The following is a 19,785-nucleotide window of genomic DNA, read 5'->3' on the forward strand; positions in this document are numbered from 1 at the left end:
ATCAACCGGCGAGATAGTCGGATTTTGTCCAACGCGATGGCGCGGAAATAGGATTGATTGGTGGCAGTCTGGACTTCGCCCTACTCACCTCGTCCCTCCATCAACCAAGACAAGCTCCATTTTCAGAATTTGGCTATGGCTCCACCGCCCACCGTGTCACGCGCGGTGGAGCGTCGCCCACATGGAACGCGAGCTTGCGGTCGCGCAGAGCCACATCGGACGCCGTCACGCGGTCGAAGCGGCGCAGGTGCTCCGTCCAGGACTCGTCCTCGATGCGCTCCACATACCGCGCGGGCTGGCCGATGTCGTGCAACAGCTGCCAGGCCAGAGCGCCCTGGCGCAGGCGGCTTCTGCGGCTTTCCTGCATCACGGCGCGGAATTCGGCGGCGCGGGCGGGGTCGATGAAATACTCGATGGTGACAACCACATGCCCGGCCCCAGGGGGTGCATCGGCCACCGGCGCCTTGAAGGCCCGCGAGGGGCTCAGGTCCTCCTCCATGCTGCGGTCGGCCACCAGGCGCTGCACCAGCAGCATGGCCACCACGCCGGTGCCTGCTGCGATACCCAGGCTCACATGCACATCGCTGACCGTGGCCACCTGGCCCCACACGGCCGCGCCCAGGGCGGTGGAGCCCATGATCGCCATCTGGTAGATCGACATGCCGCGCGCGCGCACCCAGTTGGGCAGCGCGAGCTGGGCCGATACGCTCAATGAATTGGCCGTGGTGATCCACGCCATGCCGGCCACGACCATCGCGGGCACGGCGACGTACACGTTGGGCGCGACGGCCATCACGCCCGTCGCGGCGGCCTGCAGCGCCGTGCCGCGGATCACCAGCACATCGCGCGCCATGGCCTGGCGCAGCCGGGGCAGGAACATCGCCGCCACGATGGCGCCCGCGCCCATGCTGGCCAGCAGGAGTGTGAAGGTGCCGGCGCCGCCGCCCTCCAGGCCCCGCGCCAGCAGCGGCAGCAAGGCCAGCAATGCGGTGGCGTGCAAGAAGAAGATGGAGATGCGCCACAGCACGGCACGCATGCGCGGCGATTGCCGCACGAACTGCAGGCCCACGCGCATGGCGCTGGGCAGTTTTTCGCGGCCCAGCGGGCTGGGCACATGGGTGCGCTTCCAGCGCATGATGACCAGCCCCGAAATGACCGACAGCACGGCGTTGAGCACGAACACCCAGGCGCTGCCAGCGCTCGCAATGATGGCGCCGGCCAGCAGCGGGCCGATGATGCGCGACGCGTTCATCGCCACGCCGTTGAGCGCCAGCGCGGCGGGCAGCTGCGGGCGGCTGACCAGCTCGGGCACGATGGCGGCGAACACCGGCCAGCGCATCGCCAGGCCAATGCCGTTGGCGAACGTGAGCACCAGCAGCAGCGGCGCCGTCATGCCGCCAGCCATGATGAACACGCACAGCACCAGGGCCACGGCGGCCACCCAGAACTGCGTGGCGATGAAGTAGCGCCGCCGGTCCAGGATGTCGGCGAGCGCGCCGCTGGGCAGGCCCAGCAGGAACACGGGCAAGGTAGACGCCGACTGCACCAGCGCGACCAGGATGGGCGACGTGGTGAGCGTGGTCATGAGCCAGGCGGCCGCCACGTCGTTCATCCACATGCAGGTGTTGGCCGCCACCCAGGTGAGCCACAGCATGCGGAACACCGGGACCGACAGCGGCGCCAGGGGCGACAGCGAGGCGGCCTGGTTCAGCTGGGCCGCAGCCCCCTGCTCGAGCTGGGCGGCGACGGACTCTTCGGTGCCTTGCGCACGGGCCGCACGGTCTGCCGCGGCGTCGGCACTCTCGGCGGGTTGGTGCTGCATCGCAGCATCAGGCACCGGATTCTCGTCAGGGGAGGGGGGGGGCGCGGTGCTGCGCGTGCTTTCGTGGGGCGGCAAAGGTGGCATGTGCCCGCATTGTGCGACGGTTGGAGCGGCCGTGGTGGGCCCGCACCGAATAGCCAACCGTTTGCCTGCGCCACACGGCCCCTCCTTTTGGGCGCCCTCTGGTCCTCTGCTCCTTTGGTTGTCAGGCGGCCCGGGGGGCTTGATGCCGCTTCACGCCGCGTCCGGCGGCGAAGCCGGGGCCTCGCCGGCTGTTTTTGTCTGGCGCAGCAGCAGCCAGGCCATGCACGCCAATGCGCCTACGCCTGCCAGCAGCACACCCCACAGCACCCAGCTGCGCGTGGAGATGCCTTCTGCGGCAGCCGTGGCGGCCACCAACGGCCCACCCGCCACTGTTCCGCCGGCTATGTCCGCCCGGCTTACTTCCGCCACGGCCAGAGGAAGGGTGTTTTCCTGCGCGCTCTGGTAGCCCGGCACCAGGCTCGCCAGGGGCAGAAACGCGCCGACAGCCGCCGTGGCACCGGGCAAGCCGGCTGCCAGGGTGAATGGCCCCTGTCCGCTGGCCAGGAACACCAGTTGCGCCGGCTCGAACTGCAGAGTGACCTCGGGCGCGGCGGTAAAGCCGGGCGTCTTCGCATCGGCTTCGATCTTGACCTCGCGCACCGAGACGCCACCGAGTTCCACAGGGCCGCTGCTCTGCTCCTTGCCCCCCAGCGCCATCCTGTAGACCACGGCGCTGGCCAGGTGCGACCAGGGCTGCTCGCGGTGGTTGCGGCCCAGCACGCGCACGGGCACCAGCACGTTGCTGCCTTGCGGCGTGATCTGGAGCGCGGCCAACGGCGTGGCAAATGGCAGGGCAAAGGTCAGCTCACGCGGGTTGCCCGGCGTGGGCGCCGCCATGCTGGCGCTGACGCGTTCCCGAGGGCCCGTGCCGCGCGCGGTGGCCAGCGTGGCGCCACGCAGGGTCACCGCAGCGTCGCCCCAGGTCACGCGCAGGTAGTGGTCTTTCAGGTCGGCGCGCTGCAGGTCGATCTGCTCGTTGCCCAGGCGGGCCGGCGTCGGCGTGCCCGTGGCGACAGCGTCGGCGCGGTACAGCACGGTCTCGGCCAATGGCCGCCAGGACTTCAGGTCCCGGCTGGCCTGGACGGTGAAGGTCACGGGCTGGCCGGCGGGCAGGTCGGCATCCAGCACCATGCGGGCCACGGGCCGATGCACGCTGCGCGCATCGATCAGCGCGCCCCGGACGGTGGGGGTGCCGGCTGTGCTGGCTGCCGCGCCCGCTGCGCCGGACGTGTCGACCTGCACCACGCGTCGGCCCTGGTGCTCTTCGATGCGCAGCGACAGGCCGTCCAGCCCGGCCGACCCCGCAGCACCGGCAGGGGCCACGATGGGATACGCCGGCAACACCACCGTGTCTTCCGGTGCGCGGGCTGCGGCCACGCCGGCCAGCGCCATGGGCACGGGCTGCCCGGCGCCGTTGAAGAGGCGCACGTCTGCATAACCCGGGCTTTGCAGGCGCACCAGCACCTCGGCGGGCAGCAGAACGCGCTGCAGCGGCGCGTCTGCCGCCAGCGTGACGGGGATGCGGATGCCGTAGGCCGCAGGGCTGTTGGCATCGGCCGCAGCCCGGGCCGCGCCGACGGGCAGCAACAAGGCAGCAGCGGCCAGCGCCGTGCCGATGGCCAGCGGCAGGTTTATCGAAGGAACTGGCTTCATGAGGGCATCTCCTGCTCGGCCGGGGCTGCCGGGGGCACCGCCGGCGGGGCGCCAGGCGCTGCGCGGGGGGCCGCCTTGGGCGGCAGCGGCGCAAAGTAGCCCACCACCAGCATCAACACGCCCACCGCGATGAAGGCGATGATGCGTTCGGCGCCGCCCGCGTTGGACAAGTCGATCAGCAGCAACTTGAGCACCACCACGCCCAGCAGGCCTGCACCCACCAGCCACAGCGGCCTTTGCACCTTGCGGTGCGCCAGCACCATCATGCTGAGGGCCAGCACAGTCCACAGGATGGCGTAGCCGGTCTGCACGACAAAGCTGTCGAACAGCGCGGAGGCATCCCAGCGCACGCCGAAGAAGTGGTGCGCCACGCGCAGCCACACGGTGTTGATCGCCACGAACGCCAGCAAGGCCAGCGCCGCCAGCGCATTGCGGCCCGTCACCCAGCCCGCGCGGGCTGGCTGCGGTAGCGCCGCCAGCAGCACACGCCGCCAGAACACCAGGCCGCCCAGCGCCAGCGCCAGCGTGAGGTCGGTCGGGTTGAGCAGCGGGATGTAGGGCAGCGGTGCGGTGTGCCCCGACGAATGCACGGCCGCGAGCAAGGCGCCCCAGAACACCAGTACCGCCAGGGGCAGGGCCGCCAGCCAGTAGTAGGCCTCGGCATGCGGATTCAACGGCCAGGGCAGCGCCGCGCGCGCAGCGGGCCGGTTGCCACGGCCGGCCCACAGCGCCAGCAGCATCAGCACCGCAATCGCGCTGACCAGCAGCACCACGCCGGCCCACGAGGTACGCCACAGCTCGGCCTTGCCGATGCCAGACCACAGGCAGTCGGCCAGCAGGAAGGTCACCAGCCACGCCGTGGCGGCGTGGAACCAGCCGAAGGGCAACATGCGCGCTGCGGGTTTGCCGTCCCCACCGGCCGCCGCCTGCAGGCGATCGGTCTGCCGCAGCATCCACACATGCAGCCCCAGCGCCACGGGCCACACGGCCCAGGCGGGCGTGGCCAGCACGCGGTAGCCGTCGCCCACCTGTGCGACAAATCCCAGCGCCAGCACGGCGATGGTGCCGCGCGCCGGCCAGGTGGCCACGGCCCAGCGCGTGCGAAGTCCCAGCACCATCGACAGCGCGGCGCTGAGCACAACGGCTACCATGGCCAGCAGTTCGGTCACGCGTTCCGAGAACACCGGCACGGGCCACTGTCCCGCCTCCAGGCCGGGCACGCGCCGTGTGATCTCGAGCAGCCAGGCCAGGCACCAGAAGGCAAAGCCGTAGAGGTAGGCGGGGCTGGACAGCCGCGCTTCCACACCCGCATAGCCCCGCGCCCAGGCCGAGCCGCTGTGCGGCAGCGGCTTGCGCAGCCACCAGGCCAGCAGCAGCGCTGGCAGCGCGATCAGCAAGGCACCCAGAAAGGCTGGGTTGACCAGCGGCAGGCGCGCGACGCTGGAGACGCCGTCCATGAAGGCCAGCATCGCAACACCCTGCAGCACGATGCCGAAGGCACGCGGCATCCAGCGGGCCTGGCGCATGCCGACCCAGAAGGCGCCAGCGCCCTCGAGCGCCCACACCGCCGACGTCCATTGCGCGTCCAGCGCCAGCGGCACGGCCAGCGTGGCAAAGCCCACACCAATGGCGATGAAGCATTCGATGAGCAGGCGGTAGTTCGCGAGCGCACGGCGCACCAGCACCATGGCGGCCAGCAAATACAGCGCCGCAAAGGCCAGCGCCGAGAAGGCGGCGCCCAGCTCGAAGGGCTGCACCAAGCCCGCCTGCAGGCCAAAGCCCACCAGTGGCGTGCCGAAGACCAGCATGCTGTCCACCGCGTTGCCCAGCCTGGCGGGCGTGTTGCGTGCGTAGAGGATGGCAGTGAAGAGATAGATCAGCACGAACACCGCAAGAAAGGGCTGGGTGCTGGCGTATTGGTCGGGCACATACCTGAGCACCCCCCAGGCCGACGCCACGCCGAAGGTCGCGACAAAACCCACCACATTCAGCACGCGCCAGGAGCGCTGGTAGGCGATGAACAGAATCGCCAGGTTGAGCAGGGTGTAGTAACTGAACAGGCCGACGTGGCTGCCCTGCCCCGTGGACAGCAGGATGGGCGCCGCAAAGCCACCGGCGAACGCCGCCACCGCAAGCGAGCGCGAGTCCTGCAGCAGCGCCAGCACGCAGCTCGTCGCGCAGACCACGATCATCAGGCCGAAGGCCGGCATCGGCTGCAGCAGCCCGTAGAGCCGGAAGGCCGCAAACACGGTGAGGTACATGACCGCCACGCCGCCGCCCTGCAGGGCAAGCGCAAAGGCGGGCTTGTCGGTGCGCTTGCGGAAACCCACCACCAGCAGCGCAATGGCCACGCCCGCAATCGCTGCCAGGCGGAACTCGACCGGGAAGAGTCCGGCAGACGCCGCATACCGCGCGAGGAAGGACAGGCCGATGAACAGGATCACCAGACCCACGCGCACGATGGTGTTGCCGCCGAGCAGCCAGTTCCTGGCGGCGAGCAAGGCGAGTTCGACCGGGCTGGGTGCGCTGGGCTCGCTGGTTGGCGCCGGGCTGCGGGGCGCGGGGGACGGGGCGCGGACAGTCGGCAAGCCTTGGGGCGTGAGTTCGCTAGCCCAGTCCGCATCGTCGGCATCCAGCGGCGCCACGCTCTGAGCGGGGGCCGCAGAGGCCTGCGCCGGCACCCGCGCAAGCACGGGCTCCGGCCCAGTGGGCTGCGCCGCCAGGGGGGCGGGCGGTGTCTCGTCTTGCACGCGGGCTGGCGGCGCGGGCTTGGCACCGGCCTTCGCGGCATGCGCCTGTATTTCGCTGCGGATGGCAGAGCGCACCGCAAAACGCAGCGACAGGCCCGCGAAGAAACCCAGGACGCCGCCCAGGAAGGGACCAAAGTCTCCGTAGCCGCCAAACCAGGAGCCCAGCACCGCGCCCCAAAAGATGCCCCAGATGATCATGCTGCCCGCTCCCTCATTGGGGCTCCCGCCGGCAGGCGGCATGCCTGCTCGAAAGAAGCCGTCATATTTGTGGACCCACACCGCCCGCCCCACCCGGCGACTGGGCAGCCCGTCAAGGCTCCGCAGGCTTATACAGCACACCATGCGATTGGGCCATGCGCTAACGCCTTGTTACGTCGCAGGGCAGCTTCGGCGGCACAGATTGCAAGCCCCAGCGGCCTCTAACGCTTATGCAGCGGGCGTCGATAGCTATCAAACCAGTAGCTATCTCTACTTGGCACGCACCAGGTGCGCCAACGGCAACGCGCTGCTGGCCTTGACCTCACCCAGCGAGAAGCTGGTGTGCATGTCCTTCACGTTGGGCAGGTTGAGCAGCACGTCGCGCGCGAACTGCGAAAAGCTGTCCAGGTCGCGCGCGACGACCTGCAGCTCGAAGGTGCCCGTGCCGCTGATGTAGTGGCAGGACACGACCTCCGGTATCTGGCGGATGGCTTCCTCCATCTTGCGCGTGAGGTTGCCCGTGCTGCGGTCGGCGTCCAGCCGCACGAAGGCCAGCACGCCCAGGCCGATCTTGTGCCGGTCGATCTCGGCACGGTAGCCCTTGATGAAACCTTCTTCCTCCAGCGCCCGCACGCGCCGCCAGCACGGCGCGGCCGACAGGCCCACGCGCTGGGCCAGCTCGGCGTTCGTCAGGCGGGCGTCAGCCTGCAACTCGTTCAGGATGGCGATGTCGAATTTGTCGAGAGTGTTCACAAATGGCCTTTGGCGAGAAAGATCCTTTCTCAGAATAGCCTAAACGCGGCACAAAACGCAAAGACATATCAGCGGCAGAGACATACACTTCCCTGCAGACTGGAGTCGCTGCCCTAAACGGGCGGACAGGCTCCGCCCCCACCGGGCCCACAAGGCGCGGCCCCACAAAAAGCCATTGGAGACATAGCCATATGAACGCCCCACTGCCCGAGCACATCCGCAAGGCCCTAGAGACCGTCACGCTCGACGACAAATATTCCTTAGGCAGTGGGAGGGCGTTCATGAGCGGAGTGCAGGCCCTGGTGCGCCTGCCCATGCTGCAGCGCCAGCGCGACGCCGCCGCCGGGCTGAACACCGCCGGCTTCATCAGCGGCTACCGGGGCTCGCCACTGGGCACCTACGACCAGGCGCTCTGGGCCGCCAAGAAGCATCTGGCGGCCAACAACATCGTCTTTCAGCCGGGCGTGAACGAGGAGCTGGGCGCGACGGCGGTCTGGGGCACGCAGCAGCTCGACCTGTACCCGCAAAGCAAGAAGTTCGACGGTGTCTTCGGCATCTGGTACGGCAAGGGCCCCGGTGTGGACCGCTGCTCGGACGTGTTCAAGCACGCCAACATGGCCGGCACGGCCAAACACGGCGGCGTGATCGCCATCGCGGGCGACGACCATATCAGCAAGAGCAGCACGGCTGCGCACCAGAGCGACCACATCTTCAAGGCCTGCGGCACGCCGGTGTTCTTTCCGAGCAGCGTGCAAGAGATTTTGGACATGGGCCTGCACGCGTTCGCCATGAGCCGTTTTTCGGGCGTGTGGTCGGGCATGAAGACCATCCAGGAGGTGGTCGAATCCTCCAGCAGCATCAACATTGACCCCGACCGCGTGAAGATCGTGATGCCCGAGGACTTCGCGATGCCGCCCGGCGGCCTGCACATCCGCTGGCCCGATGCGCCGCTGGAGCAGGAAGCGCGCCTCATGGACTACAAGTGGTACGCGGCCCTGGCGTACATCCGCGCCAACAAGCTCAACTACAACGTCATTGAAGGCCAAAACGACCGCTTCGGCATCATCGCCAGCGGCAAGGCCTACAACGATACGCGCCAGGCCCTGGTGGACCTGGGCCTGGACGACGACACCTGCCGCCAGCTCGGTATCCGCGTGCACAAGGTCAACGTGGTGTGGCCGCTTGAAGCGACCATCACGCGCGACTTTGCGCAGGGCCTGCAGGAGATCCTGGTGGTGGAGGAAAAGCGCCAGGTCATCGAGTACCAGTTGAAAGAAGAGCTCTACAACTGGCGCGCCGACGTGCGCCCCCACGTGCTGGGCAAGTTCGACGAGCCCGAGGGCGATGCGACGGGCGGCGAATGGTCCATGCCCAACCCCAGCCAGAACTGGCTGCTGCGCGCCAAGGCCGACCTGACCCCCGCCATCATCGCCAAGGCGATCGCCAAGCGCCTGAAGAAGCTGGGCGTCTCCGGCGACATCATCGCCCGCATGGATGCCCGCATCGCCGTCATCGAGGCCAGCGAGCGCGGCATGGCCGAGCTGAAGGTGGACACGGGCGAGCGCGCCCCCTGGTTCTGCAGCGGCTGCCCGCACAACACCAGCACCCGCGTGCCCGAGGGCTCGCGCGCCGTGGCCGGCATCGGCTGCCACTACATGGCCAACTGGATGCCCGACCGCAACACGTCCACCTTCACGCAGATGGGTGGCGAGGGCGTGACCTGGGTGGGCCAGGCGCCGTTCACCACCGACCAGCATGTGTTCGCCAACCTGGGCGACGGTACCTACTTCCACAGCGGGCTGCTGGCCATCCGCCAGTCGATTGCCGCAGGCACCAACATCACCTACAAGGTGCTCTACAACGACGCCGTGGCCATGACCGGCGGCCAGCAGGTGGGCGAGCGGCCCGAAGGCCACTCGGTGCTGCAGATCATGAACAGCCTGAAGTCCGAGGGCGTGGCCAAGCTCATCATCGTGACCGACGAGCCCCACAAGTACGATGGCGTGGCACTGGCCGAGGGCGTGACGGTGCACCACCGCGACGAGCTCGACACCCTGCAGCGCCAGTTCCGCGAGATCAAGGGCTGCACGGTCATCATCTACGACCAGACCTGCGCGACGGAGAAGCGCCGCCGCAGGAAGCGCGGCACCCTGGCCACGCCCGACAAGACCGTGGTCATCAACGACCTGGTGTGCGAGGGCTGCGGCGACTGCTCGACCAAGTCCAACTGCCTCTCCGTAGAGCCGGTGGAGACGGAATTCGGCCGCAAGCGCCGCATCAACCAGAGCACCTGCAACAAGGACTACTCGTGCGTGAACGGCTTCTGCCCGAGCTTCGTCACGGTGGAAGGCGGCAAGCTCAAGAAGCCCAAGAAGGACAAGAAGGGCGATCTGTCGGCGCTGCCCGCCATCCCTGAGCCGGTGCTGCCGGTGGCAGAGGCCGCCTGGGGCATCGTGGTCGGCGGCGTGGGCGGCACGGGGGTGATCACCATCGGCTCGCTGCTGGGCATGGCGGCGCACCTGGACGGCAAGGGCGTCATCACCCAGGACGCCGGTGGCCTGGCCCAGAAGGGCGGCGCCACCTGGAGCCACATCCAGATCGCCAACCGGCCCGAGGCCATCTACACCACCAAGGTCGACACCGCCAAGGCGGACCTGGTGATCGGCTGCGATTCCATCGTGGCGGCGCACAAGTACACGCTGGCGGTGATGCAGCCCGGCCGCACCTTCGTGGCGCTGAACACGCACGGCACGCCCACGGCGGCGTTCGTGACCAACCCGAACTGGCAATTCCCGGGCGCCAACTGCGACAGCGCCATCGCGGCGGCCGTGGGGGCCGGCGGCGTGGGCAGCTTCGATGCCGAGCAGGTGGCCACGCAGCTCTTGGGCGACAGCATCTACACCAACCCGCTGATGCTGGGCTACGCCTGGCAAAAGGGCCGCGTGCCGCTGACCTACGCGTCGCTGATGCGTGCGATGGAGTTGAACGGCGTGCAGGTGGACAACAACAAGGCCGCCTTCGAATGGGGCCGCCGCTGCGCGCACGACCTGGCGTCGGTGCAGGCACTCTTCCAGGCCGCGCAGGTGATCCAGTTCGTCAAGAAGCCGTCGCTGGCCGAAATGGTCGCCAAGCGCGTGGACTTCCTCACCGGCTACCAGAACGCGGCCTACGCGGCCGACTACCACGCGTTTGTTGAAAAGGTCAAAGCCGCGGAATCGCGCCTGGACACCGGCACGCGCCTGAGCGAGGCCGTGGCCCGCTACCTGTTCAAGCTCATGGCGTACAAGGACGAGTACGAGGTCGCGCGCCTGCACACCGACAAGGCCTTCACGGACAAGATCGCTGGCATGTTCGAAGGCGACTACAAGCTGGTGCACCACCTGGCGCCGCCGCTCACGGCCAAGAAGAACGACAAGGGCGAGCTGGTCAAGCAGCCGTTCGGCCCCTGGATGCGCAGCGCGTTCGGCGTGCTGGCCAAGATGAAGGGCCTGCGCGGCACGGCATTCGACATGTTCGGCAAGACCGAGGAGCGCCGCATGGAGCGCGCCCTGATCGTGGAATACCGCGCCTGCATCGACGAGCTGCTGGCAGGCCTGACCGCCGACAATCTGGCCCTGGCCGTGGAGATCGCCCGCATCCCCGAAGAGATCCGCGGCTACGGCCACGTGAAGGAGCGCCACCTTAAAACGGCACGCCCCAAGTGGGACGGACTGATGGCCCAGTGGCGTGGCGCCCCCGCCGCAAGCACGCAGCGCCAGGCGGCTTGAAGTCGGCCCCGCCGCCATCACCTGTCATGAAGGCCCGCGCAGTGCGCGGGCCTTTTGCTATGAATAAGAGAGCTGTCGGCGCTTTGCCATCAAGCGCCAGCGGCCTTTTTGATGCGCAGTTTTGCAGCCCCGCCGCCGGCCGCACCCGCGGCAGCAAACACCCGCCGCCAGCTTGGGTCTTCGCCCTTGGGGCGCGGGCGGGGGGCCGCATACAATGTCCTGTTCCGCCTTGGCGGGCACCCTGGGTGCCGGCCGATGGCGGTTTTTGTGTATTTCGACCATCCGTTGTGGAGTTCCACCCGTGTTTATTTCTTCCGCTTTTGCCCAGACCGCACCCGCCGCAGCCGCTGGCGGCGGCGGCATGATGTCCTCGCTGACGAGCATGCTGCCCCTGGTGCTGATGTTCGTGGTCCTGTACTTCGTGATGATCCGGCCCCAGATGAAGCGCCAGAAGGAACACCGCGCCATGATCGACGCCATCGCCAAGGGCGATGAAGTGGCCACGGCCGGCGGCATCGTCGGCAAGGTCACGCGCCTGTCCGAAGGCTTCCTGCACATCGAGATCGCCAATGGCGTGGAAGTGCAACTGCAGCGCAGTGCCGTGGTGCAAGTCCTGCCCAAGGGTTCCGTCAAGTAAATGATCATCCCCCTGAGCGGCTGCGCCGCTTCTCCCTTCTTTCGCACGTAGCGCGGAAGGGAGACGATGCCGGTGGCCTGGCAGAGCCAGTTCCACGGCATCCCTGGCAGGGGGCTGGCGCCATGCGCCATGGACAACTGAAGTAGAGCGCGATCATGAACCGTTATCCGGTCTGGAAGTACGCGATCCTGGTGATCGTGCTGCTGGTGGGGGCCCTGTATACCCTGCCCAATTTCTTTGGCGAGGCGCCTGCGGTGCAGGTCTCGTCGGCCAAGGCCACCATCAAGGTGGACGCCGCCGTGCAACAGCGGGTGGAAGAGGCCTTGAAGGCCGCTGGCGTGACGCCCGATTTCGTGGCGCTGGAAGGCAACTCGGTGCGTGCTCGCTTCGATACGCCGGACAACCAGCTCAAGGCCAAGGACGCCCTGCAGAAGGCCCTGGTGCCCGACGCTGCCGACCCGTCCTACATCGTGGCGCTGAACCTGGTGTCCCGCTCGCCGCTGTGGCTCAAGGCCCTGCACGCCAACCCGATGTACCTCGGCCTGGACTTGCGCGGCGGCGTGCACTTCATGCTGCAGGTGGACATGCAGGCGGCGCTGACCAAGAAGGCAGAGTCGTACGCCGGTGATATCCGCACCGCGCTGCGCGACAAGAACATCCGCCACGGCGGCATCAGCCGCGACGGCCAGAACATCGACATCCGGGTGCGCGACGAGGCCACGCTCACGGCCACGCGCAACCTGATCACGGACCAGTTCACCGACCTGCAGGTCACCAGCACCCCTGACGGCAGCGAGTTCAAGCTGCGCGCCGCCATCAAGCCCGAAGCCACGCGCAAGGTGCAGGAGCAGGCGCTCAAACAGAACATGGTCACGCTGCACAACCGGATCAACGAGCTGGGCGTGGCCGAGCCGGTGATCCAGCAGCAGGGCCTGGACCGCATCGTGGTGCAACTGCCCGGCGTGCAGGACACCGCCAAGGCCAAGGACATCCTGGGCCGCACCGCCACGCTGGAAGTGCGCATGGTGGACGAGGGCACCGAGGCCCGCGCCGCAGAAACCGGCCGCGGCCCGGTGCCGTTCGGCTCCGAGCGCTACCTGGAGCGCAGCGGCCAGGCCATCATCGTGAAGAAGCAGGTCGTGCTGACCGGCGAGAACCTCACCGACGCCCAGCCCGGCTTTGACGGCCAGACCCAGGAGCCCACCGTGAACCTCACGCTGGACGCCAAGGGCTCGCGCATCTTCAAGGACATCACGCGCGAAAACGTGGGCAAGCGCATGGCCATCGTGCTGTTCGAAAAGGGCAAGGGCGAAGTGGTCACGGCCCCCGTGATCCGCAGCGAAATCGGCGGCGGCCGGGTGCAGATCTCCGGCCGCATGACCACGGCCGAAGCCAACGACACCGCGCTGCTGCTGCGTGCCGGCTCGCTGGCCGCCCCGATGGAAATCATCGAGGAATACACCATCGGCCCGAGCCTGGGCGCCGACAACATCGAGCGCGGGATCAAGAGCGTAGTCTGGGGCATGGTGGCGATCGCCGTCTTCATGTGCATCTACTACGCGCTGTTCGGCGTGTTCTCGACCGTCGCACTGGCCGTGAACGTGCTGTTGCTGCTGTCCATCCTGTCCATGCTGCAGGCCACGCTCACGCTGCCCGGCATTGCCGCCATGGCGCTGGCGCTGGGCGTTGCGATCGACTCCAACGTGCTGATCAACGAGCGCATCCGCGAGGAACTGCGCGCGGGCGTCTCGCCCCAGGCGGCCATCCACGCGGGCTACGAGCGCGCCTGGGCCACCATCCTGGACTCGAACGTGACCACGCTGATCGCGGGCCTGGCCTTGCTGGCCTTCGGCTCCGGCCCGGTGCGCGGCTTTGCCGTGGTGCACTGCATCGGCATTCTGACCAGCATGTTCTCGGCCGTGTTCTTCTCGCGCGGCCTGGTGAACCTGTGGTACGGCCGCCAGAAGAAGCTCAAGAGCGTGTCGATCGGCCAGGTGTGGAAGCCTGAACCTGACACCGCTGTGGCCAAGACGAACTAAAGGAGGAAGACATGGAATTCTTCCGCATCCGAAAAGACATCCCTTTCATGAAGCACGCGTTGATCTTCAACGCGATCTCCTTCCTCACCTTCGCGCTGGCCGTGTTCTTCCTGCTCACGCGCGGGCTGCACCTCTCGGTGGAGTTCACCGGCGGCACGGTCATGGAAGTGGCCTACAGCCAGCCAGCCGAACTCGCCAAGGTGCGCGAGACCGTGGCGGGGCTGGGTTATTCCGAAGTGCAGGTGCAGAACTTCGGCACCGCGCGCGACGTGATGATCCGTCTGCCCGTGCAAAAGGGCGTGACGTCCGCACAGCAGAGCGAGCAGGTCCTGGGCGCCCTCAAGGCCGCAGACCCCGAGGTCACGCTGCGGCGCACCGAGTTCGTCGGCCCGCAGGTGGGCGAGGAGCTGGTGCACGGCGGCCTCATGGCGCTGGCCATGGTGGTGGTGGGCATCGTGATCTACCTGGCCTTCCGCTTCGAGTGGAAGTTCGGCGTGGCGGCCATCATCGCCAACCTGCACGACGTGGTGATCATCCTGGGCTTCTTCGCGTTCTTCCAGTGGGAGTTCTCGCTCGCCGTGCTGGCCGGCGTGCTGGCCGTGCTGGGCTACTCGGTCAACGAGTCGGTCGTGATCTTCGACCGGATCCGCGAGGCCTTCCGCAAGTACCGCAAGATGACCACCCACGAGGTCATCGACCACGCCATCACGAGCACGATGAGCCGCACGATCATCACCCACGCCTCGACCGAAGCGATGGTGCTGTCGATGTTCTTCTTCGGCGGCCCCAGCCTGCACTACTTTGCGCTGGCGCTGACCATTGGCATCCTGTTCGGCATCTACTCTTCCGTGTTCGTGGCAGCGGCCATCGCCATGTGGCTGGGCGTGAAGCGCGAAGACCTGATCAAACCTGCAAAAAAGGATGAGGATCCGAACGATCCCCATGCCGGAGCCACAGTCTGACCCGCTAATATCCGCTCATGCAGCCTACACCGTCGTCCGTTCCGCAGCGCCGCCTGGCCCGGCAGGCGCGCCAACGGTTCGTTGAAGGCATCTGCGGCGGGCTTCCTGAGCTGGACAAGGTCATCCTTGACTTTCTCACCACGCTGATCACCCAGACCGGCACCGCCCGGCAGATGCAGGCGCACCGCGACACCTGGATGCTGTACCAGCAGCGCAACGCGGTCTGGATCGACCGGACGGCCAAGGTGTGGCGCGAAGCCCTGGCGCCGCACACCAGCACCAACCGTGGTCAGCTGGCCCCCAGCGGGGGACTGGGCAATCAGTTCGAGTTGCTCAGCGACGATGTGGTCGAGAACAAGATCCTCGCCTCGCGCATGGCGCTGACCGTCAATGAGCAGGTGGGGCCCCAGTTCGATACCTTGCGTCAGCGCACGCAATCCCTGGAGAGCCAGGAACTGGACAACACCGACATCCTGCGGCCCGACACCGTGTGCCTGCTGCTGGTGGAGCAATGGATCGAAGCGGGCCTGCCGCGCACAGATCTGCAGGTCGTGGTGGACCCGCTGCAGCGCGAAATTGCCAACCTGCTTCAAAAGCAGTACCAGGCGGTCAATGTCTTCTATGTGGAGCAGGGTGTCACTCCCCAGGCGGACCTGAGGTCCCGCGTGCGCCGCACGGCCAGCGGCGGCGTCGGCGGTCCGGGCAGCGATTCCGGAGCTGGCGGCCTGGCGTCCCAGGCGCTGGCCCAGACGCGCGACGCCATGGCGGCGGCAGCAGGAGTCCATGGTGGCCTGTCGGCGCCGCCCGGCCGCCCGCCCATGGGCTCATACCCCACCCGCATGCCGCAGCCCCCCGGCTACCCACAGCACCACGGCATGCCCACCGCATTCGCCACCGGCATGACGCCGCTGGCGCGGGCCCGCCAGCGCGCGCAGGGTGTGATGGGCCAACTACGGCGGCTGCTCACGCAGCCCGCAACCGGCTTCGACATGGTGAATGCGCCTCCGGCCTCGGCGGCGCTGGCCCATGCCCTCACGGCCCACCGCGTGCAGGCTGACACCTACTACAGTGGCGTGGCCACACTCATGGAAGACTACAGCCCCGCCGGCATGGTGCAAGTGGCCGGGGCCGTGCGAGAACGCTCCACGGAGCTCAAGAAAAAGGCCGCGACCCCCGGCGAGAAGGCCATCATCGAGGTGGTGGCCCTGATGTTCCAGAGCATCCTTGCCGAAGACCGCATCCCGCCTGCGGTGCGCGTGTGGTTCGCACGGCTGCAGGTGCCGGTGCTGCGCGTGGCGCTGGCCGAGCCGGAATTCTTCAGCAACCTGACCCACCCCGCGCGCCAGCTCATTGACCGCATGGGCGCCTGCGTGATGGGCTTCGATGCCACCAGCATCAATGGCAGCGCGCTGGAGGCGGAGATCCGCCGCGTGGTGCAGGTGATCGAGCAGTACCCCGAGACCGGTCGCCGGGTTTTCCAGCTGGTCTACGACGAGTTCGAGAAATTTCTCTCCAAGTTCCTGACCGAAAAGCAGGCGACGTCCCGCCTGGTGAGCGTCGCCCAGCAGGTCGAGCAGAAGGAAACGCTGGCCATCCAGTACACCATCGAGCTGCGCACCATGCTCAAGGACATGCCGGTGCGCGACGAGATCCGCGAGTTCCTGTTCAAGACCTGGGCCGAGGTGCTGGCCCTGTCCGCCGTGCGCGACGGCCCCCAGCACGAGGACACCATCGCCTTCAAACGCACCGCTGCCGACCTGGTGTGGGCGGCCAGCGCCAAGCCCCACCGCGCGGACCGGGCGCAGGTCATTCAGAACCTGCCGGGCCTGCTGCAGCGCCTGCGGCAGGGCCTGGAGATCCTGGGCGTGAACGGCACGGCGCAGGATGCGCAGATCAAGACACTGACCGACACCCTGGCCGACGCCTTCCTGTCCAAGACCGCTTCCATCCCCCAGGCGCACATCGACGCCATGGCCAAGCGGCTCTCCAACCTCGAGGACTTCATCGGCGACGCAACACTCGGCGAAATGCCGCTCAACGCGGACAACATCGAGATGATGCTCGGTATCGACGCCTCGTCCATCCACGTAGTGGCCGACAACGGCGCCCCGGTCGACGACAACATGGTGGCCTGGGCCCAGGAGCTGCAGCCCGGGACCTGGTACACGCTGGACCACAACGGCGCGTCGGCGCAGGTGCAGTACGTGTGGCAGAGCCAGCGCAAGCAGCTGCACCTTTTCGCTGCGGTCGATGGCAGCAGCTACCTGATTCAGCTGCGCCGCCTGGCTGCCTATCTGCAGGCAGGCCTGCTCGTGGCGCAGGACGAAGAAGGCCTGACCGTACGCGCCACGCGGGATGCACTGGCCAAGCTCGACGCGAATCCGGAGCGGCTGCTGGGTTGAGGCCGCAGCCTTCAGCCCTTGACCCGGCCAGGATTTTCCGCTCAGCCACCGCCCACGAGCGCTGACCCCGCCAATGATCAGGCGGCAGCCAGACGCTGAAACAGTCCCCCCGGCAGACGTGCCACCCGGCCGTCGAGTTCAAGCTCCAGGAGCTCCACCTGCAGCAGCGCGGCCGTCATCCCTGTCCGGGCCACCAGGGCATCCGCACTGATGGGGTCAAAGCCCAACGCCTGAAGCAGCGGCGTATCGGCCTCAGGGGCTTGTGCAGCATCGTCAACACAATGGGTGATTTCCGGCTCGGGTGGCGCCAGTGCTGGAAAACGCAGCTCCTCCAGCACATCCTGGGCAGACTCCACCAGCTTGGCGCCCTGGCGGATGAGGGCGTGGCACCCACGCGATTGAGGTGCGTGGATGGAGCCGGGGATCGCAAACACTTCACGCCCCTGCTCCACAGCCATCCGCGCCGTGATGAGCGAACCGGATGCCAGCGCAGCCTCCACGACCAGGGTGCCCTGGGACACGCCGGAGATGATGCGGTTGCGCTTGGGGAAATTGGCGGGCAGCGGGGGGGTGCCCAGCGGGTACTCGCTCACCAGCAAGCCCTGCGATGCGATGCGGTGGGCCAGATCCAGATTCCTGCGCGGATAGACGCGGTCGAGTCCCGTGCCCACCACCGCAATGGTGGCCGCGGCAGCCGGCAGGCCGAGCGCCGCATCCAGCGCGCCTTCGTGCGCTGCGGCATCCACACCCAACGCCAGCCCCGAAACGATGGTCAACCCCGCGCCATGGAGCGCCCGGGAGAACAGCCGCGCGTTTTCTGCGCCTTGCGCAGTCGGGTTGCGGCTTCCGACCACTGCGATGCAGCGCCCCGACGGAAACGGGCTTTGCGCCAGCAGCGAGGCTGGCCCCATCAGGTACATGAGAAGCGGGGGATCTTCAGTCTGCAGCAAGGCCTGCGGATAGCGGGCGTCGCCCAAGGTGACGACGGCACGCGCGGGGCCTTGTGGGTCGGCGTCCTGCAGCCAGCGCCAAGTCGCCTCCTGCAGAGTGGACCAGTTGTCGGGCACCGCGCAGAGAGCCCGCGCCTGGGCTGCAGTCACATGCAGCCGTAGAGCCGCCTCGGTCTGCTCGAAGATAGCCTGCGGCAAGCCAAACCGCGCCAGCAGGCTGCGCGCCGTCGAATTGCCGATGCCCTGGCTCAAGGTCAGGCGCAACCACGCGCCGAGTTCTTCGCGGTCCATGGACGGATAAGTTGCAGGCAGCGCACTCCGCCGCACCCAGCAGACCGAGTGCGCAGCTTGCGCCGCCGTGATCGGTCAGCGCGGATTGACGAGGCGGTCGCCCACGCGCACTCCGCCCTTGATTTCCAGCAGGAGCGCGTAAGAGACGCGATCAAAGGTGCGGAACACCATGGCCGTACCATTGTTCTCGCTGGGCAACTTGACCACCGTGTTTCCTCCGTTGGTCTTGTCCCGAATACGCTCACCCCGGGTCATGAGGCTCAGCACATGGCCGGCCTCGATGCCGTCCTCGGTGCCCAGGTTGATGGCAACGACCTGGTTCTGGCCTGCATAGGCCGCGGAGAAGCTGCCGTAAATGGAAACCACCCGTGCGTCGACCTCTATCTGAGGCGCGCGAGGGGTGTAGCTGGTGAAGGTCCGCTCGGGCGCTGGCAACAGGCGGTCTCCAGCGCGGATTTCTTCCTTGGTGGCAGACAAATCGACCGTGGCCGGCACGTACTCGGAGACAAAACCGCCCTTGCCGTTCGGGGTTTCCTCATAGGACTCGCCGCTCACGAGCTCAGCCTTGCCCAGGTATTGGGCTTCATAGCCCAGGATGACGCCGGTCACCGGATCCTTGAGAGGCACCGCGTCCCGGAAGACGCGGAACTGGCGTGGCTCGCCCCGCTCGGCGCGCACCGGCGAGGCGGCATCGCCACGCACATAGGCTCGGTCTCCGCTGGCCATCAGCACGCGGTCGTCGGTCGTGGCGATGACCCGCGGCGCGCGCTGCAATTCCTGCGCATCGACGATGAGAGGCTCCACCAGGAACGGCTCGATCAGATGGGGCTTGAGGGTGGGCAGGGCCGTGTCGGCCAAACTGTCGGTGCGGGTGCGGGGCGAGACGCGCACCGTCTGGGTGTCGGATACCTGCGCACCGGGTGGCGTCGTGCTCAGGCGGGCATAGGCGCCGTCTTTTTCCAGATACAACGTCTGGCCAGGAAAGATAAGGTGCGGGTTGGGGATCGCCTTGAGATTCATGCCCCACAGCTCGGGCCAGCGCCAAGGGCGCTTGAGGTACATGCCCGAGATGCCCCACAGAGTATCGCCACGCTTGACGACGTAAGTATCAGGTGCGTTGGGCGCCAGCTCCGCCAGGGGAATGCCGCGCTCGGCCACGGCCTGCGCGGTGGCACGCTGCTCGCCGGAAATGGGGTAGTTCTGCGCCTGAGCCGGCAAGGCCATCAGAACAGCGCCAGCGACGATGGTGAGTGCGCCTAGGGCGGTCCGCCGCACGCTGGTGAATGCCGTCATGTTGTTCCTTTTCTCATGCATTGTGAACGCCCCCTCACTGGCGCCTTGGCTTTCGCGCCATGCGAACAACCAGGCAACTAAGTTACAAACCTTTTTAGATTCTCTGCTCAAGCCCTTGATTCGGCAACGATTATTGGCTTGCAACACCGCACCGGACTGCAAAAGTGGCGAAAATAGCGACATC

11 protein-coding genes are annotated in these 19,785 nt (G+C 67.4%); 5 read left to right on the forward strand and 6 right to left on the reverse strand.

Annotation, left to right across the window (positions count from 1 at the left end; genetic code table 11):
- Positions 1 to 133 precede the first annotated feature (133 nt).
- The 4 genes from KW835_RS10815 to KW835_RS10830 all read right to left on the reverse strand — a co-directional run bounded on the left by KW835_RS10815 (position 134) and on the right by KW835_RS10830 (position 7,260).
- The gene (locus KW835_RS10815; protein ID WP_218382372.1) at positions 134 to 1,906 is read right to left on the reverse strand and encodes an MFS transporter; all 1,773 of its coding nucleotides are present in this window, start codon (positions 1,904 to 1,906) and stop codon (positions 134 to 136) included.
- Positions 1,907 to 2,056: 150 nt separating this feature from the next.
- Entirely contained in the window at positions 2,057 to 3,559 is a 1,503-nt protein-coding gene (locus KW835_RS10820) for a DUF3999 domain-containing protein (protein ID WP_218382373.1), read from the reverse strand.
- Positions 3,556 to 6,147 carry a DUF2339 domain-containing protein gene (locus KW835_RS10825; protein ID WP_370633614.1) on the reverse strand — a complete coding sequence of 864 codons (2,592 nt, stop codon included), beginning with the start codon at positions 6,145 to 6,147 and terminating at the stop codon, positions 3,556 to 3,558. Before KW835_RS10825 ends, KW835_RS10820 begins: the two co-directional genes overlap by 4 nt.
- A gap of 630 nt (positions 6,148 to 6,777) precedes the next feature.
- On the reverse strand, positions 6,778 to 7,260 hold the full coding sequence (locus KW835_RS10830; RefSeq protein WP_218382375.1) for an Lrp/AsnC family transcriptional regulator: 483 nt from the start codon (positions 7,258 to 7,260) through the stop codon (positions 6,778 to 6,780).
- Between the two features lie 191 nt (positions 7,261 to 7,451).
- On the opposite strand from KW835_RS10830, the gene KW835_RS10835 reads away from it, so the two are divergent.
- From KW835_RS10835 to KW835_RS10855, 5 genes are all read left to right on the forward strand, one after another.
- Positions 7,452 to 11,027 (forward strand): indolepyruvate ferredoxin oxidoreductase family protein, encoded by a 3,576-nt coding sequence (locus KW835_RS10835; protein ID WP_218382376.1) that lies wholly within the window; start codon positions 7,452 to 7,454, stop codon positions 11,025 to 11,027.
- 301 nt (positions 11,028 to 11,328) lie between these two features.
- Positions 11,329 to 11,664: a preprotein translocase subunit YajC gene (gene yajC / locus KW835_RS10840; RefSeq protein WP_218382377.1), complete on the forward strand. Its 336-nt coding sequence runs from the start codon at positions 11,329 to 11,331 to the stop codon at positions 11,662 to 11,664.
- 155 nt (positions 11,665 to 11,819) lie between these two features.
- Entirely contained in the window at positions 11,820 to 13,703 is a 1,884-nt protein-coding gene (secD, locus tag KW835_RS10845) for a protein translocase subunit SecD (protein ID WP_218382378.1), read from the forward strand.
- 11 nt (positions 13,704 to 13,714) lie between these two features.
- Positions 13,715 to 14,665: a protein translocase subunit SecF gene (gene secF, locus KW835_RS10850; RefSeq protein ID WP_218382379.1), complete on the forward strand. Its 951-nt coding sequence runs from the start codon at positions 13,715 to 13,717 to the stop codon at positions 14,663 to 14,665.
- 17 nt (positions 14,666 to 14,682) lie between these two features.
- A complete protein-coding gene (locus tag KW835_RS10855; RefSeq protein ID WP_218382380.1) occupies positions 14,683 to 17,067 on the forward strand; it encodes a DUF1631 domain-containing protein in 2,385 nt (794 codons plus the stop codon).
- A 77-nt stretch (positions 17,068 to 17,144) separates the two neighbouring features.
- On the opposite strand, the gene dprA is transcribed toward KW835_RS10855, so the two are convergent.
- Positions 17,145 to 18,308: a DNA-processing protein DprA gene (gene dprA / locus KW835_RS10860; RefSeq protein WP_218382381.1), complete on the reverse strand. Its 1,164-nt coding sequence runs from the start codon at positions 18,306 to 18,308 to the stop codon at positions 17,145 to 17,147.
- A gap of 75 nt (positions 18,309 to 18,383) precedes the next feature.
- The gene (locus KW835_RS10865) at positions 18,384 to 19,601 is read right to left on the reverse strand and encodes a LysM peptidoglycan-binding domain-containing protein (RefSeq protein WP_218382382.1); all 1,218 of its coding nucleotides are present in this window, start codon (positions 19,599 to 19,601) and stop codon (positions 18,384 to 18,386) included.
- Between the last annotated feature and the right edge of the window lie 184 nt (positions 19,602 to 19,785).

Origin of the sequence: Acidovorax sp. sic0104, from assembly GCF_019219095.1 — a bacterium.
In the GTDB taxonomy this organism is placed as follows: Bacteria; Pseudomonadota; Gammaproteobacteria; order Burkholderiales; family Burkholderiaceae_C; genus Acidovorax.

Excerpts from the sequence above, each read along its gene's own strand:
- secF (WP_218382379.1), top strand. The coding sequence starts at position 13,715 with ATGGAATTCTTCCGCATCCGAAAAGACATCCCTTTCATGAAGCACGCG.
- KW835_RS10820 (WP_218382373.1), bottom strand. The coding sequence starts at position 3,559 with ATGAAGCCAGTTCCTTCGATAAACCTGCCGCTGGCCATCGGCACGGCG.
- secD (WP_218382378.1), top strand. The coding sequence starts at position 11,820 with ATGAACCGTTATCCGGTCTGGAAGTACGCGATCCTGGTGATCGTGCTG.
- KW835_RS10835 (WP_218382376.1), top strand. The coding sequence starts at position 7,452 with ATGAACGCCCCACTGCCCGAGCACATCCGCAAGGCCCTAGAGACCGTC.
- KW835_RS10815 (WP_218382372.1), bottom strand. The coding sequence starts at position 1,906 with ATGCCACCTTTGCCGCCCCACGAAAGCACGCGCAGCACCGCGCCCCCC.
- dprA (WP_218382381.1), bottom strand. The coding sequence starts at position 18,308 with ATGGACCGCGAAGAACTCGGCGCGTGGTTGCGCCTGACCTTGAGCCAG.
- KW835_RS10865 (WP_218382382.1), bottom strand. The coding sequence starts at position 19,601 with ATGACGGCATTCACCAGCGTGCGGCGGACCGCCCTAGGCGCACTCACC.
- KW835_RS10855 (WP_218382380.1), top strand. The coding sequence starts at position 14,683 with ATGCAGCCTACACCGTCGTCCGTTCCGCAGCGCCGCCTGGCCCGGCAG.